This window comes from Acidovorax sp. PRC11 (assembly GCF_031844105.1).
Classification (GTDB): domain Bacteria; phylum Pseudomonadota; class Gammaproteobacteria; order Burkholderiales; family Burkholderiaceae_C; genus Paracidovorax.
Genome location: NZ_JAUZUQ010000033.1, coordinates 24,422 through 37,328, shown reverse-complemented (window position 1 = coordinate 37,328; position 12,907 = coordinate 24,422). Strand labels below are relative to the sequence as shown.

Annotated in this window: 11 protein-coding genes; 2 read left to right on the top strand and 9 right to left on the bottom strand. The window is 66.7% G+C overall.

Annotation, left to right across the window (positions count from 1 at the left end; all coding sequences use genetic code 11):
• Positions 1-387: 387 nt before the first annotated feature.
• The 4 genes from Q9R47_RS22920 to Q9R47_RS22905 form a co-directional block, all read right to left on the bottom strand.
• Positions 388-1,338, bottom strand: a complete 951-nt coding sequence (locus tag Q9R47_RS22920; protein WP_311235424.1) for a sce7725 family protein — start codon at positions 1,336-1,338, stop codon at positions 388-390.
• Positions 1,339-1,399: 61 nt separating this feature from the next.
• Entirely contained in the window at positions 1,400-2,257 is an 858-nt protein-coding gene (locus Q9R47_RS22915; protein WP_311235423.1) for a sce7726 family protein, read from the bottom strand.
• A 394-nt stretch (positions 2,258-2,651) separates the two neighbouring features.
• A complete protein-coding gene (locus Q9R47_RS22910) occupies positions 2,652-3,821 on the bottom strand; it encodes a GGDEF domain-containing protein (RefSeq protein ID WP_311235422.1) in 1,170 nt (389 codons plus the stop codon).
• Positions 3,822-3,989: 168 nt separating this feature from the next.
• A complete protein-coding gene (locus Q9R47_RS22905; RefSeq protein ID WP_311235421.1) occupies positions 3,990-4,892 on the bottom strand; it encodes a LysR family transcriptional regulator in 903 nt (300 codons plus the stop codon).
• 183 nt (positions 4,893-5,075) lie between these two features.
• On the opposite strand from Q9R47_RS22905, the gene Q9R47_RS22900 reads away from it, so the two are divergent.
• Positions 5,076-5,798, top strand: coding sequence for a pirin family protein (locus tag Q9R47_RS22900; RefSeq protein ID WP_311235420.1), 723 nt, complete (start codon positions 5,076-5,078; stop codon positions 5,796-5,798).
• A gap of 24 nt (positions 5,799-5,822) precedes the next feature.
• On the opposite strand, the gene Q9R47_RS22895 is transcribed toward Q9R47_RS22900, so the two are convergent.
• The 5 genes from Q9R47_RS22895 to Q9R47_RS22875 are packed head-to-tail and all read right to left on the bottom strand — an operon-like array spanning position 5,823 to position 11,809.
• Positions 5,823-7,103: a TRAP transporter large permease subunit gene (locus Q9R47_RS22895; protein ID WP_311235419.1), complete on the bottom strand. Its 1,281-nt coding sequence runs from the start codon at positions 7,101-7,103 to the stop codon at positions 5,823-5,825.
• 13 nt (positions 7,104-7,116) lie between these two features.
• Positions 7,117-7,737: a TRAP transporter small permease gene (locus Q9R47_RS22890; RefSeq protein ID WP_311235418.1), complete on the bottom strand. Its 621-nt coding sequence runs from the start codon at positions 7,735-7,737 to the stop codon at positions 7,117-7,119.
• A 27-nt stretch (positions 7,738-7,764) separates the two neighbouring features.
• Positions 7,765-8,949, bottom strand: coding sequence for a fumarylacetoacetate hydrolase family protein (locus tag Q9R47_RS22885; protein WP_311235417.1), 1,185 nt, complete (start codon positions 8,947-8,949; stop codon positions 7,765-7,767).
• A gap of 50 nt (positions 8,950-8,999) precedes the next feature.
• The gene (locus tag Q9R47_RS22880) at positions 9,000-10,781 is read right to left on the bottom strand and encodes an IlvD/Edd family dehydratase (RefSeq protein ID WP_311235416.1); all 1,782 of its coding nucleotides are present in this window, start codon (positions 10,779-10,781) and stop codon (positions 9,000-9,002) included.
• An 11-nt stretch (positions 10,782-10,792) separates the two neighbouring features.
• A complete protein-coding gene (locus Q9R47_RS22875) occupies positions 10,793-11,809 on the bottom strand; it encodes a TRAP transporter substrate-binding protein (protein ID WP_311235415.1) in 1,017 nt (338 codons plus the stop codon).
• A gap of 122 nt (positions 11,810-11,931) precedes the next feature.
• On the opposite strand from Q9R47_RS22875, the gene Q9R47_RS22870 reads away from it, so the two are divergent.
• Positions 11,932-12,897: a LysR substrate-binding domain-containing protein gene (locus Q9R47_RS22870; protein WP_311235414.1), complete on the top strand. Its 966-nt coding sequence runs from the start codon at positions 11,932-11,934 to the stop codon at positions 12,895-12,897.
• Positions 12,898-12,907 lie beyond the last annotated feature (10 nt).

Below are 12,907 nucleotides of genomic sequence, written 5' to 3'. Positions count from 1 at the left end.
GCAGTGCGTAACGCTTACGAGTTTGGGAAGTCCCAACCGGGCTTGAGAGAGTTTCGGCCGGGCCACTGGGAGCTGGCCTTAGTCGTGTTGTTCATTCGTGCAGAGGCAGGCTTTGTAGCGATAGCGGAACTAGCCTGCGGAACAGGTCGGGACAGCTATTTGAGCCGGTTTGAGTTATATGCTAGCCGCCGAACACGTTCCGATGCCCGTACGCCTACGGCGCTGTAAACCAGTCGCGCGGCTTGGCAACACATTTGCCAAAAGAGGTAGGGAGTGGCGACACTGATCACACCTCATCTGACAAGAAAAGGCTGTTCACATGGGATATCTTTGCTGCGGGCAAGCTATGTCGTCTGGACCGCAGGTCCCAAAAAGTTCGCGCCGACTCTAGAGAGTGCCATCAAGTAGGTCCAGCATTAGGCAGATGTGATGTTCTATCTGCAGAACCTTGTTCGTACCGAGCCCGGGGAAGTGGCTCCCTGCGACGTGTTTTGCATACCCGTCTAGCGCGAAATTTGTGCCGAATTCCTTGGGGCGGGTCTTCACTGCTTTCACGAGCTTGCGGGCGGCCTGGAGGAACTTGTCATCGGTGCTCCCGACATCTTTGTCGGTGTCGTCAGACACGAAGTGCTCAATCCAGACGTCGTTGGACTTGTGCTTGTAAACGGCGTGGATCGCTACGGCCGCGGGCTTTCCGCCACCCGGCATGAACGCTGAGCCAATAGCTGCATAGTCGCCGAATCCCACCCACGAGGGTTTGAACGTCTTGTGCCGGTCTGTGAAGAGCTCAGCGCCGTCGTAATCGGAGTTGCGGTCCAACTTGTTGAAATAATCGCGGATGTCAACCCGCTTTGCAGACGGCAGGAGCATCTGTTGAGCTACGGCCATCTTCTCGTTCAACACGATGTGGAAACGCACGTTCGTATCGTCGGCAAGCGTTTTTAGCTCAGCGTCAGTCAAGGCCGGGCTTGAGTAGGCTAAAGCGACCTTTCGCCCGGCAAAGCGCTTGCGGAAGGCCAAAACACGGGCGAGCGTCGTAGTTGAGACGCATCGGAAAGTCGGCAAGATGGAAGCGTGCTCATCAACGACCTTCAGGATTTCGTTGAGCCATGCCTTTGCTTCGTCCTTTGGCTTCAGCTCATGTTTGTCTGGGTTGAGGATGACTGCCAATGTTTGGCCGGCCTTGCCAAACTCCTTAATGCATCTGGCAAGGTCTGCGCTATTGCGCTTGACTGGCTCTATCACCGGCACCAGAGCCTCAAGCGACCTACGGTCGTTCAGCATGGCACGCAAGGCTAGGAATTCGGAACGACGCCCGTAGACAAACGGGAAATACATGACACCTCCCCATCGCGTATTTGTTACGCAATTTAATAGTTAGGAGGCAAATGTAGTGGGATTAAATTAACTCGGCAAGTGCATCCAAAAGGCGCTGTCGCTTAGGTCGTGAAAGAGGCGTCTCGTACGCCAACACGCGCAGGCTCTGCGGCAGGGAGGAAACGAATGCCACCGAATCTTCGTCAGTCGTGCGCGCACGCATGGTGGAGACGAGTACCTGGTGCGCTTGCTGACTGGTCAGGCGGCAGAAGAGCTGCTCGTAATGCTGATGGAGACGCCCATTGGGCATCTCTGGTTGAGGTCCGAAGTGCTTGTGAACCGCGCCCATGTACTCTTGACGGCGCAGCATGCGAAAGACGACTGCGGTCTCAATGCGAGAAATGTCACGGACGGACTTACGCACCTCCCGGAGGCTGCCCTTGTCGGTAAGGCAAAGGATGCCCACACGTTCGTCGACCAGTGATGCGTAGCGTGGAGCAAGGTCTGGATGTGTCACCACGTAGACGCTATCGAAGGCTCGAAGATACGCAGGTGTTTGCGTGTTCAATCGTCGATGGCTGTCGTACTCCGTCTTGATCTCGTAGGCCGTCGAAGTTCCGTTGAAAACGGCTACATCGATGATGGAACCAGCGACGCCGAGCTCGATGCTCATGCTGGAAGTGCGAGGGCTATGTCTGCCGAAGACAATGCGGTTGGCAATGGCTGCCTTGTACACGTACTCGCAGCGAAATTCCTGTCCCAGTTCAGCAAGCGATGCGTCGAACAGGTCCGCTACGGAAGCGTCGCGCTTGGCTGGCCGCACACCGAGCCCCACGAGTCGCTTCGCGACGTGCTTTGCTGCTCCCCGCTGTGCGATGTCATCAAGCACGGGTCGGGAGAAGATGCGAGCAATTAGGCGAGAGCGTTCGGTTTCGGTCATGGAGAAGGATGGTGTTCGCCCAAGATCTAGTGTGAGAGCGACCGCTTAAACGCGCCACCAAACCTTGCGGCGTAGCCGCACAGTGTAGCTTTTTAATGGCGGGGCCGGCGGCTGCTCGGTGGCCCAAGTAGGCCGCGGGAGGGGCTCGAAGCAGGGGCACTTGCCACCCTTTGATTAGTGAAATTCCATAGTCGGAATGACTCTGCCAGCCTGAAGCCGCCTCGCCAAGGTCGGTTCCTCAGCGTTCGCTGCTGGTCGCGAACGAGTCGCCCGATAACGGCGTTGGATTCCAAAGTGGCCGAACGCTCGCGTGCACCGTCGCGGCCAGAACGCCCCGCTGAAGCTCAAAGACAGCCGGCCGCCCACCATGGCCATGCCCGTCAAGAAGGACGCATCAATGCAGTCCCCCTGCCGGCTTCGCCAGCACGATCTCCATCCGATCCCGCCCCTGACGCTTCGACGCATACAACGCCTCGTCCGCCCGCTTGAGCCAATGCGACAGCTCGGCATCGGGCTGGTCGAACAAAGTCGCCCCGATGCTGAGCGACACGGGCTCCGGCGTTGCGAACATCGTGCTCGCCTGTTCGGAGAACGCCTCGCGCAGTTCCCGGCCCAGGGCCTGCGCGGCCGGGGCCGACGCGTCGCGCAGCAGGATCACGAACTCGTCCCCGCCCAGCCGGGCGGCCAGTGCGCCGCTGGGCAGGGTGCTGCGGATCAGGTCGCTGAGCGTAATGAGCAGGCGGTCGCCGGCGTCGTGGCCGTGCAGGTCGTTGACCTGTTTGAAGTTGTCGATATCCATCAGCAGCAGGGCGCACGGGCTGGCCGGCGAGGCCTGACGCAGCAGCGCCGGGGCGCGCAGGTAGAGCGCGCGGCGGTTGTCCAGGGCGGTGAGCGGGTCGCGGGCGGCGATCTGGGCCATGCGTTCCTCGCGGCGGTGGCGTTCGGTGCCGGTCATGGACATGGCGAGCAGCATGATCGCCATCACGCCTTCCACCAGCGATACCTGGATGACCACGCCCCGGAAACTGGCCAGGTTGATGAATGCGTCGGGCACCACCACCGATGCGGCCTTGGCCAGATAGAACAGGCCGTGCGCCCACAGGACGAAGCGCAGCTGGGCCGCGCCCACGCTCAAAGCGGCGCTGCCCTGCGGGCGCAGCAGCAGGCCGGCGCGCACGGTGATGCCAGCGATGAGCAGCGACTGCACGCCCAGCATTGTCTTGGACCACCAGGGCCCCTCGGGCAGCCACAGCATCGCCAGCCACACGACGGCCAACAGCCACCAGGTGCGCGGCAGCCGGGCACGCCTGAACGCGGCGACTCCAGCCAGGAACAGCGCGTGGGCGACGATCAGCAAGCCGTTGGAGAACCAGATGCCCACGAACAGGAAGCCGCTGGAGCGCAGCAGGGCGAGCGCGCTGCCGACGGCGATGACGCCGAACCCTGCGCTCCAGAGCAGCAGCGATCGCTCGCGCACGGTGCTCCACTCCGAAGCCAGGTACAGCGCGGAGGCGGCCGCCAGGGCGGCGGTGATGACGAGCAGGGTGAAGGGATCGAGAACCATGGACGACGAACGGGGGGAGGTATCCGCACCGGCAGGCCGGAAAGTGCCGGAACTGCTAACGATCGGCGCGTTCGCCAGGCGTTGGATACGCTCCAGAAATATTATTTTTAGCAGTATCCGACAGAGTTCAAACCCCGGGCAGGCGCTCGCCTTTTGGGCACCCATCCATCAATAGGGAAGAATCCCCGGCAGCAGCGCCCGGTCCAGCCGTTGCCGCCACCATTTCAGCGCCTCCCCCATGTGCTCCGGCCGCCAGGCGAGCCAGAAGGTCTCGTCGGGCCGGGGCTCTTCCACCTGCAACTCCACCAGCACGCCGGTTTCCAGCTCCACCCGCACGCAGGCGCGCGGCACGAAGCCGTGGCCCAGGCCTGCGGCCTGGGCGGCTATTTTTGCCTGCATGGTCGGCACGGTGATGCGCCGCTGGCCCGAGAGCAGGCCGACGGTGCGGTCCGTGAGTTGCCGGGCGCCGTCGCCCACCACGATGGCGGTGTGCTCCAGCAGGTCGGCACGGGTGAGCGGGCGCCGCAGTTGCGCCAGCGGGTGGGTGGCGGTGGTGCAGAAGGCGAAGGCCAGGCTGCCGACGGCGATGGCCTTGTAGCCTCCGCCGGCCGGGCCTTCGCCGGCGGCGACGATGATGTCGGCTCGGCCCTCGCGCAGGGCTTCCCAGGTGCCGGTCAGGGCCTCGCTGGCGATGCGCAGGCGGGTGCCGCAGTCCAGGTCCTCGAAGGCGCAGATGTCGGGGTTGAAGGCCTCGGTGGGGATCAGCGAGTCGTGCACCAGCCGCACTTCGGATTCGAAGCCGGTGGCGATCTGGCGCATGCGCGATTCGAGCTGCCGGGCCGATGAGAGCAGCCACCGGCCCTCGCGGATCAATTCCTGGCCGGCGGGCGTGAGCGCGACGCGCGGGCCATTGCGGGTGAAGAGGGCGAAGCCCAGTTGCTCTTCCAGCTTGGCGATGGCGTACGAGATGGTGGAGGGCACCTTGTGCAGCCGCTCCGACGCGCCCGCGAAGGAGCCGTGGCGTGCGATGGCGTCCACCAGTTCGATGGCTTCCAGGGTGAGTTTCAGCATGGCCGGGTCCGCGTGGTTTGCATCATCGAAATTATCGATGATGGGCCGCCAAACGTTTCAACCTCTGGAGGGTCTTGGCGCCGGATACTTCTTCCATCGCAGCACGAAACGCCAGGGAGCGACGATCAGAAGGGCTCCCGGCGCGCAGTGTGAATTCCATCGAATCAGCAAAGGAGAAATGACATGCTCGACATCCGCAAGGCCCAGCACCGCGGCACCGCCAACCACGGCTGGCTGCAGTCCCGCCACACGTTCTCGTTCGGCCACTACCGCGACGCGAACCAGCAGGGGTTCTCCGATCTGCTGGTGATCAACGACGACCGCGTGACGCCGTCCAACGGCTTCGGCACGCACGGCCACCGCGACATGGAGATCTTCTCGTACGTGCTGGAAGGCGCGCTGGAGCACAAGGATTCCATGGGCACGGGCTCGGTGATCCGCCCGGGCGACGTACAGATGATGAGCGCCGGCAGCGGCGTGCAGCACAGCGAGTTCAACCATTCGGCCGACGAGCCGGTGCACTTCCTGCAGATCTGGATCGTGCCGAACGAGCGCGGTGCCCGGCCGCGCTACCAGCAGGTGCATTTCACCGAGGCGGACAAGCGCGGGCGGCTGCGCCAGATCATCTCGCCGGAAGGCGCCGATGGTTCGCTGGCGGTGCGACAGGATGCCCGCGTGTATGCCGGGCTGTTCGATGCCGATGAATCCGCCGAGCTGGCGGTGGGCCCTAACCGCCATGTGTACGTGCATGTGGCACGCGGCAGCGTGGAGGTGAACGGCGAGCGGCTGGACGCCGGCGACGGCGCCCGCATCCGCAACGCCGGGCCGCTGAACTTCGCCCGGGGCGAGGGCGCCGAGGTGCTGGTGTTCGATCTGCGGCCGAACGAGCTGCCGACGATGCCCTGAAACCCGCCCGGCGGCCCGCGCGCCTCAACCGTAGAGCAGGCGCGCGGGCCAGATCACCAGCGCGGGGAAGGCCACCATCAGGAACATCATGGCGAACTCGGCCAGCATGAAGGGCCAGACGCCGCGGATCACGTCGTCCATGCGGATACGCGCCACGCCGGCCACCACGTTCAGCACCGTGCCCACCGGCGGCGTGACGAGGCCGATCGAGTTGTTGATGATGAACAGCACGCCGAAGTAGATCGGATCGATGCCCGCGGCCTTGACCACCGGCATCAGCACGGGCGTCAGGATCAGGATGGTGGGCGTCATGTCCATGGCGGTGCCGACGACGATCACCAGCAGCATGATCATCACCATCAGCAGGATCGGGCTGCCGATGAAGGGCTCCAGCAGGCCGACCACCTTGCCCGGCAGGTCGGCCACGGTGATCAGCCAGGCCGACACCAGCGCCGCGGCCACCAGGAACATCACCACGCCGGTGGTGCGCGCGGCGGTGACGAACACGCCGTAGATCTCCGAGGGCTTGAGCTCGCGGTAGATGACCACGGCCACGAAGAGCGAATACACCGCCGCCACCACGGCCGCCTCGGTGGGCGTGAAGACGCCGAAGCGCAGGCCCACCAGGATGATCAGCGGCAGCATCAGCGCCCAGCCGGCCTCGCGGAACGCGGCCCACACCTCGCCGCGGGAGCGGCGCGGCGGCGGCACGATGTTCTCCTTGCGCACCTGCCACCACCAGGTGGCCCAGAGCGCCCCGGCGATCAGGATGCCGGGGAAGATGCCGGCCAGGAACAGCTTGCTGATCGACAGGTTGGCCGCCACGCCGAAGATCACGAAGCCGATCGAGGGCGGGATGATGGGGCCGATCACGCCGGCCGCGGCGATGAGGCCGCCGGAGCGCGCCTTGTCGTGGCCGGCGGCCACCATCATCGGGATCAGCAGGGCCGAGAGCGCGGCCGCGTCGGCCACCGCCGAGCCCGAGAGCGCCGAGAGCACGCAGGCCGCGACGATGGCGACGTAGCCCAGCCCGCCGCGCACGTGGCCGACGAGGGTGAGCGCCAGATCGACGATGCGCTTGGAGAGGCCGCCGGTGTTCATGATCTCGCCGGCCAGCATGAAGAAGGGCACGGCCAGCAGCGGGAAGCTGTCGGCGCCGTTGATCAGGTTCTGGGCGAGGATCTGCGCATCGAACATGTCGAGGTGCCACATCAGCGCGACGCCGCACAGCAGCAGCGAGAACGCGATCGGGATGCCGATCGCCATGGCGCCCAGCAGCGAGAGGAGGAAGACGGCGATGGTCATGGTGCGGGGCTCCTCATCCGCGGGGCTTGTGCCGCGTATCCGCGGCATCGGGCCCGCGCGTGGCGCCGGCCTGGGCGGCCAGGCGGTCTTCTTCCGCCAGCCGTGCCTGCAGGGCGTCGAATTCCGCCGTCTCTTCCGAGTCCTTGACCATCACCAGCGCGTCGCCGCGCAGCTGGCCGCTCAGCACCCGCCACAGGTCGTAGAGCAGGAACACCGCCGCCGACGCGGCGAAGACCACGCCGACCAGGTAGAAGTAGCCCATTGACCAGCCGGTGGTGGGCGCGGTGACGTCCATGTTCAGCCGGGTCTGCGTCCAGCTGCCGGAGAAGACCAGCCAGCAGACCCAGAGCATCAGCACCTGGCCCAGGACCACGCAGGCCTTCTTGCCCGCGTCGGGCAGGCGGCTCACCAGCATGTCCACGCCCAGGTGGCCGTGGTGCCGCATGGCCACGATCGCGCCCAGGAAGGTGAGCCAGACGAAGAGCCAGCGCGACACCTCTTCCGACACGGTGATGCCGGTGTTGAAGGCGTAGCGCAGCACGACGTTGCCGAACACCATCGCCACCATCACCGCCAGAGCGCCGGCCATGAGGAAATCCAGCAGCCGGCAATAGCGGTCCATCCATCGTTCCATGGTTTTTGTCTCCTGAGGGCGTGCGCGTCAGAGACTGCGGCCGTCCAGCAGGCCGCGCGCGGCCAGGTGGTTGATGAAGGCGCGCAGGCCGAACTGCCAGGGCGGCGCGGTCTCGCTGTGGGTGACGCGGTTGCGCAATACGCCGAGACGGGCGCTGCGGATGGTGACCTCGTCGCCCAGCTGGTGGGTGAAGCCGGCGCCGGGTTCGCCTCGGTCCTCGATGGGCGCGAAGAGCGTGCCGAGGAACAGCATGAAGCCGTCCGGGTACTGGTGCGCGGCCAGGGTCTGCGCGACGATGTCCGCCGGATCGCGGCTGATGCTGGCCATAGTGTTGATGCCGCGCATCACGAAGCCGTCGGTGCCGCGCACTTCCAGGTGCACGGTTTCGCGGCGCACGTCGTCCATGCCGAAGCTGGCGTCGAACAGCCGGATGAAGGGGCCGATGGCGCAGGAGGCGTTGTTGTCCTTGGCCTTGCCGAGCAGCAGGGCGCTGCGGCCCTCGATGTCGCGCAGGTTGACGTCGTTGCCCAGCGTGGCGCCCACGATGTCGCCGCGGCCGTTCACGGCCAGCACCACCTCCGGCTCGGGGTTGTTCCAGGCCGAATCGGCGCGGATGCCGATCTCCTGGCCGGTGCCGACGGAGGCCAGCACGGGGGCCTTGGTGAACACTTCGGCGTCCGGGCCGATGCCGACCTCCAGGTACTGCGACCAGAGGTTCTGCTGCTGCAGCAGGGCCTTCAACGCCATCGCCTTGTCGGAGCCGGGACGGATGTCCGCAAGGTTCTCGCCGATCAGCGCCTGCACCTTGCCGCGCAGCTCCTGGGCACGCGATGCGTCGCCGCGCGCCTGTTCCTCGATCACGCGCTCGACCATGCTGGCGGCGAACGTGACGCCGGCGGCCTTCACCACTTGCAGATCGCAGGGCGCGAGCAGGAAGGGCCGGGCGCCGTCGCGAACTCCGAGCCGGCTGTTGTCCAGCAGCTCTTCCACCGCGCACAGGCGCTCGCCGATGACGTTGCGCGCCGCCTCGGCGGGCTGCTGCGCATCGAGCAGGGTGCTCATGGTGGGAAAGGTGCGGCTGACGTCGAACACGCCTTCGGGGCGCAGTGCCACCACCGCCGGGCCGCCCTGCGGGCCGGGCGTCCAGGCGCGCGCCACCAGCGTGCCCGCCAGGCCATCGTCGGGCAGCAGGCCCGTGCTTTCGTCGTTCATCGTTCTCGTCCTCTGAAAGGGGGGTGCAGGGGGCGCGGCGGCCCCGGTGCTCAGTGGTTGTGGCGGGGCGTCTGCTCGGCGATGCGGCGGAACTGCAGCGCGAAATCCAGCGTGGCGCCGTCGGCGAGCTGGCCGGTCTTCTCGCGGTAGAGCGCCTCCCAGGGCGAGCGGCTGGCGGGCACGGGCGGTGGCGGCAGTTCACGGCGGCGGCGGGCGATCTCGTCCTCGGGCACCAGCGCATTGCAGTGGCCGCGGACCAGGTCGATCAGGATCAGGTCGCCGGTCTGCAGCCAGCAGAGCCCTCCGCCCGCCGCGCTCTCGGGCGAGGCGTTCAGGATGGAGGGGCTGTCGGCGGTGCCGGATTGCCGGCCGTCGCCCAGCGTGGGCAGCGCCCGGATGCCGCGCTGGATCAAGGCATCGGGCGGCTGCATGTTGACCACTTCGGCCGAGCCGGGCCAGCCCAGCGGGCCGGCGCCGCGCATCACCAGGATGCAGTCCTCGTCGATGCCGAGCGCGGGGTCGTTGATGCGGGCGTGGTAGTCCTCGGCACCGTCGAAGACGATCGCCCGGGCCGTGAACACGCCTTCGTTGCCGGGCTGGCAGAGGTAGCGCGCGCGGAAGGATTCGGAGATCACCGAGGTCTTCATGATCCCGAAGTCGAATAGGTTGCCCGAGAGCACCAGGAAGCCGGCCTTGTCCATCAGCGGATCGGCGAAGGGGCGGATCACCTCGCGGTCTTTCGCCTCGCGGCCCTGCAGGTTCTCGGCGATGCTGCGGCCGGTGACGCTGGCGCAGTCGCCGTGCAGCCGGCCGGCCTGCAGCAGCTCCCACATCACCGCCGGCACGCCGCCGGCGCGGAAGAAGCGCTCGCCCAGGTACTTGCCGGCGGGCTGCATGTTGACCAGCAGCGGCAGGTCGTAGGCATGGTCCGTCCAGTCGCGCGGATGGAGTTCGACGCCGGCATGGCGCGCCATCGCCTGGATGTGCACCTGCGCGTTGCTGGAGCCGCCCGCGCAGCTGACCACCGCCAGCGCGTTGAGGAAGCTCTCGCGGGTGAGCACGCGCGAGGGGCGCAGGTCTTCGTGCGCCATCTCGACGATGCGGCGGCCGGTGGCATAGGCCATCTGGCCGCGCTCGCGGTAGGGCGCGGGAATGGCGGCGCAGCCGGGCAGGGAGAGGCCCAGCGCCTCGGCCACCGCGTTCATGGTGGAGGCGGTGCCCATGGTGTTGCAGTGGCCGGCGGAGGGCGCGCTGTCGCAGGCGCGCTGCAGGAATTCTTCTTCGTCGATCTCGCCGGCGGCCAGCATGCGGCGGCTGCGCCAGATCACGGTGCCCGAGCCCACCAGTTCGTTATCGTGCCAGCCGTCGAGCATCGGCCCGCCCGAGAGCACGATGGCGGGAATGTCGACGGTGGAGGCGGCCATGATGCCGGCCGGCGTGGTCTTGTCGCAGCCGGTGGTGAGCACCACCGCGTCGATCGGGTAGCCGTAGAGGATCTCGACCAGGCCCAGGTAGGCGAGGTTGCGGTCCAGCGCGGCCGACGGCCGGCGGCAGTTCTCGAAGATCGGGTGGACGGGGAACTCGAGCGGGATGCCGCCCGCGTCGCGGATGCCGTCGCGCACGCGGCGCGCCAGTTCGAGGTGGATGCGGTTGCAGGGCGAGAGATCGCTGCCGGTCTGGGCGATGCCGATGATCGGCCGGCCCGAGCGCAGCTCCTCGGGCGTGAGCCCGTAGTTCATGAAGCGCTCCAGGTAGAGCGCGGTCATGTCGGAGCGCGCCGGGTCGGCGAACCAGTCGCGCGAGCGGAAGCGGCGGCCTTCGGGTGGGGTCATGTCGTTCTCGGTTACTTGCGGCGGGCCTTGTCCAGTTCGGCCATCATTTCGCGGGTGCTGTCCTCGCCGAATTCCTTGCTGTACTTGGCGACCACCGGCTGCAGCTTGTCGCGCAGCCTGGCCTGCTCGGCGGGCGGCAGTTCGGTCACCTGCATGCCGAGCTTCTTCAGCTCGCCCAGCGCCTTGGCTTCCAGCGCGCGGATGGCCTTGCGCTCGAAGGCGGTGGCTTCCTTCGCGGCGTCCTGCACGATCTTCTGCTCTTCGGCAGACAGGCCATCCCAGGTCTTCTTGGACATGAGGAACACCCAGGTGCTGTAGATGTGGCGCGACAGCACCAGGTGCTTCTGCACCTCGTAGAACTTGCTGGTGAGGATGGTCGCGGTCGGGTTCTCCTGGCCGTCCACCGCCTTTTGCTCCATCGCCGAATAGAGTTCGGTGAAGGGCATGGGCGTGGCGTTGGCGCCGAGCGCGTTGAAGCTGTCGATGAACAGCTGGTTCTGGATCACCCGCAGCTTCAGCCCGGCGAAGTCTTCGGCCTTCTGGATGGGCCGGCGCGAGTTGGTGGTCTGGCGGAAGCCGTTCTCCCAGTAGCCCAGGCCGACCAGGCCCTTCTCGGGCAGCTTGGCCAGCAGCTTCTGGCCGAAGGCGCTGTCGAGCACGGCATCGGCTTCCTCGCTGGTGTTGAAGGTGAGCGGCAGGTTCAGCACGCCGAAGTCCTTCACCACCGACACGAGGGTGGAGCTGTCGGGCACCGTCATCTCCAGCGTGCCGCCACGCAGGGCCGAGATCATGGTCACGTCGTTGCCCAGCGTGCCGTTGGCGAAGAGCTTGGCGCGCATCTTGCCGCCGCTCTTGGCCGCCAGCACCTCGCCGAAGTGCCGCGAGGCCTGGGCCTGCGGGTGGTCGTCGGAGATGCCGGTGCCGATCTTGAAGGTGTGCTCGCGCACCTGCGCCAGGGCCGGGCCGGCGAGCGCGGCGGCCAGGGCCGTGGCCAGCGCGAACGTCTTGAAAGCTGCGTGGAATTGCATGATGTCGTGTCTCCTGCGGTGGTTCTCGGGTGTCGCGGGGGTGCAGACTAGGGGTCGGCACCCGTGGCGTCCAATCAGTGTTTTTCCACGGGACATTCCATTCAGTTATCGGTCACCCCAAAATGCAGGGCAAACCCTTATCCATCGCCACTGCCTGCAGCCGCCTGCGCTCGCGGCACCTGCAGTTCCTCGACATCCTGGGGCGCACCCGCAACCTGCGGCTCACGGCCGAACAGATGCATGTCACCCAGCCGGCCGCCACCAAGATCCTGCTGGACCTGGAGGAGATCTTCGATGCGCGCCTGTTCGAGCGCCTGCCGCGCGAGATGCGGCCCACCGAGCTGGGCCTGTTCGCGCTGGGCTATGCCGCCTCCGCGCTGGCGGGCCAGGCGAAGTTCGTGGACGAGTTCAATGCGCTCAAGCAGGGCGGCCACGGCCAGTTGTCCATCGGCGCCATCTCGGGCTCGGCCGCGCGCCTCTTGACCACGGCGATCGCCGAGATGCAGCGGCGCCGGCCGATGCTGGTGCTGAAGGTGCGCGAGCAGAGCAGCGACCAGCTCATCGCCTGGCTGGGCGAGCGCAGGATCGATCTGATGATCGGCCGCTTCACCGACGAGGCGCAGCAGGCGCACTTCCAGTACGAGCGCCTGTCCGGCGAGACGCTGCAGGTGGTGGGCGGGCCGCACCATCCGCTGCGCGGCATCCGCGGGCTGGAGGTGGGCCGCCTGGCGCACTGGCCGTGGCTGCTCTATCCGGAATCGACGGCGCTGCGCAAGGTGTCCGACGACATCTTCCGCGCCATCGGCATGACGCCGACCTCGGGCGTGATGGAGACGCAGTCGTTCCTGTTCGCGCTGGAATCGCTGCGCATCACCGACATGCTCTCGCTGCAGCCGAGCGCGCTGGTGGAGAAGTATGTCGCCAAGGGCCTGCTCGCTCCCATCCACGTGGACGTGCCCCGCGCCATGCCCGACTACGGCATGCTGGTGCGCCTGGGCGAGACGCCGACGCCGGCGGCGCAGGCCTTCATGGCGGTGCTGCGCGACGTGGCGAGCGGCCAGGTGGTGGTGGCCGGGCGGCAGGGGTGAGCGGCGGCAC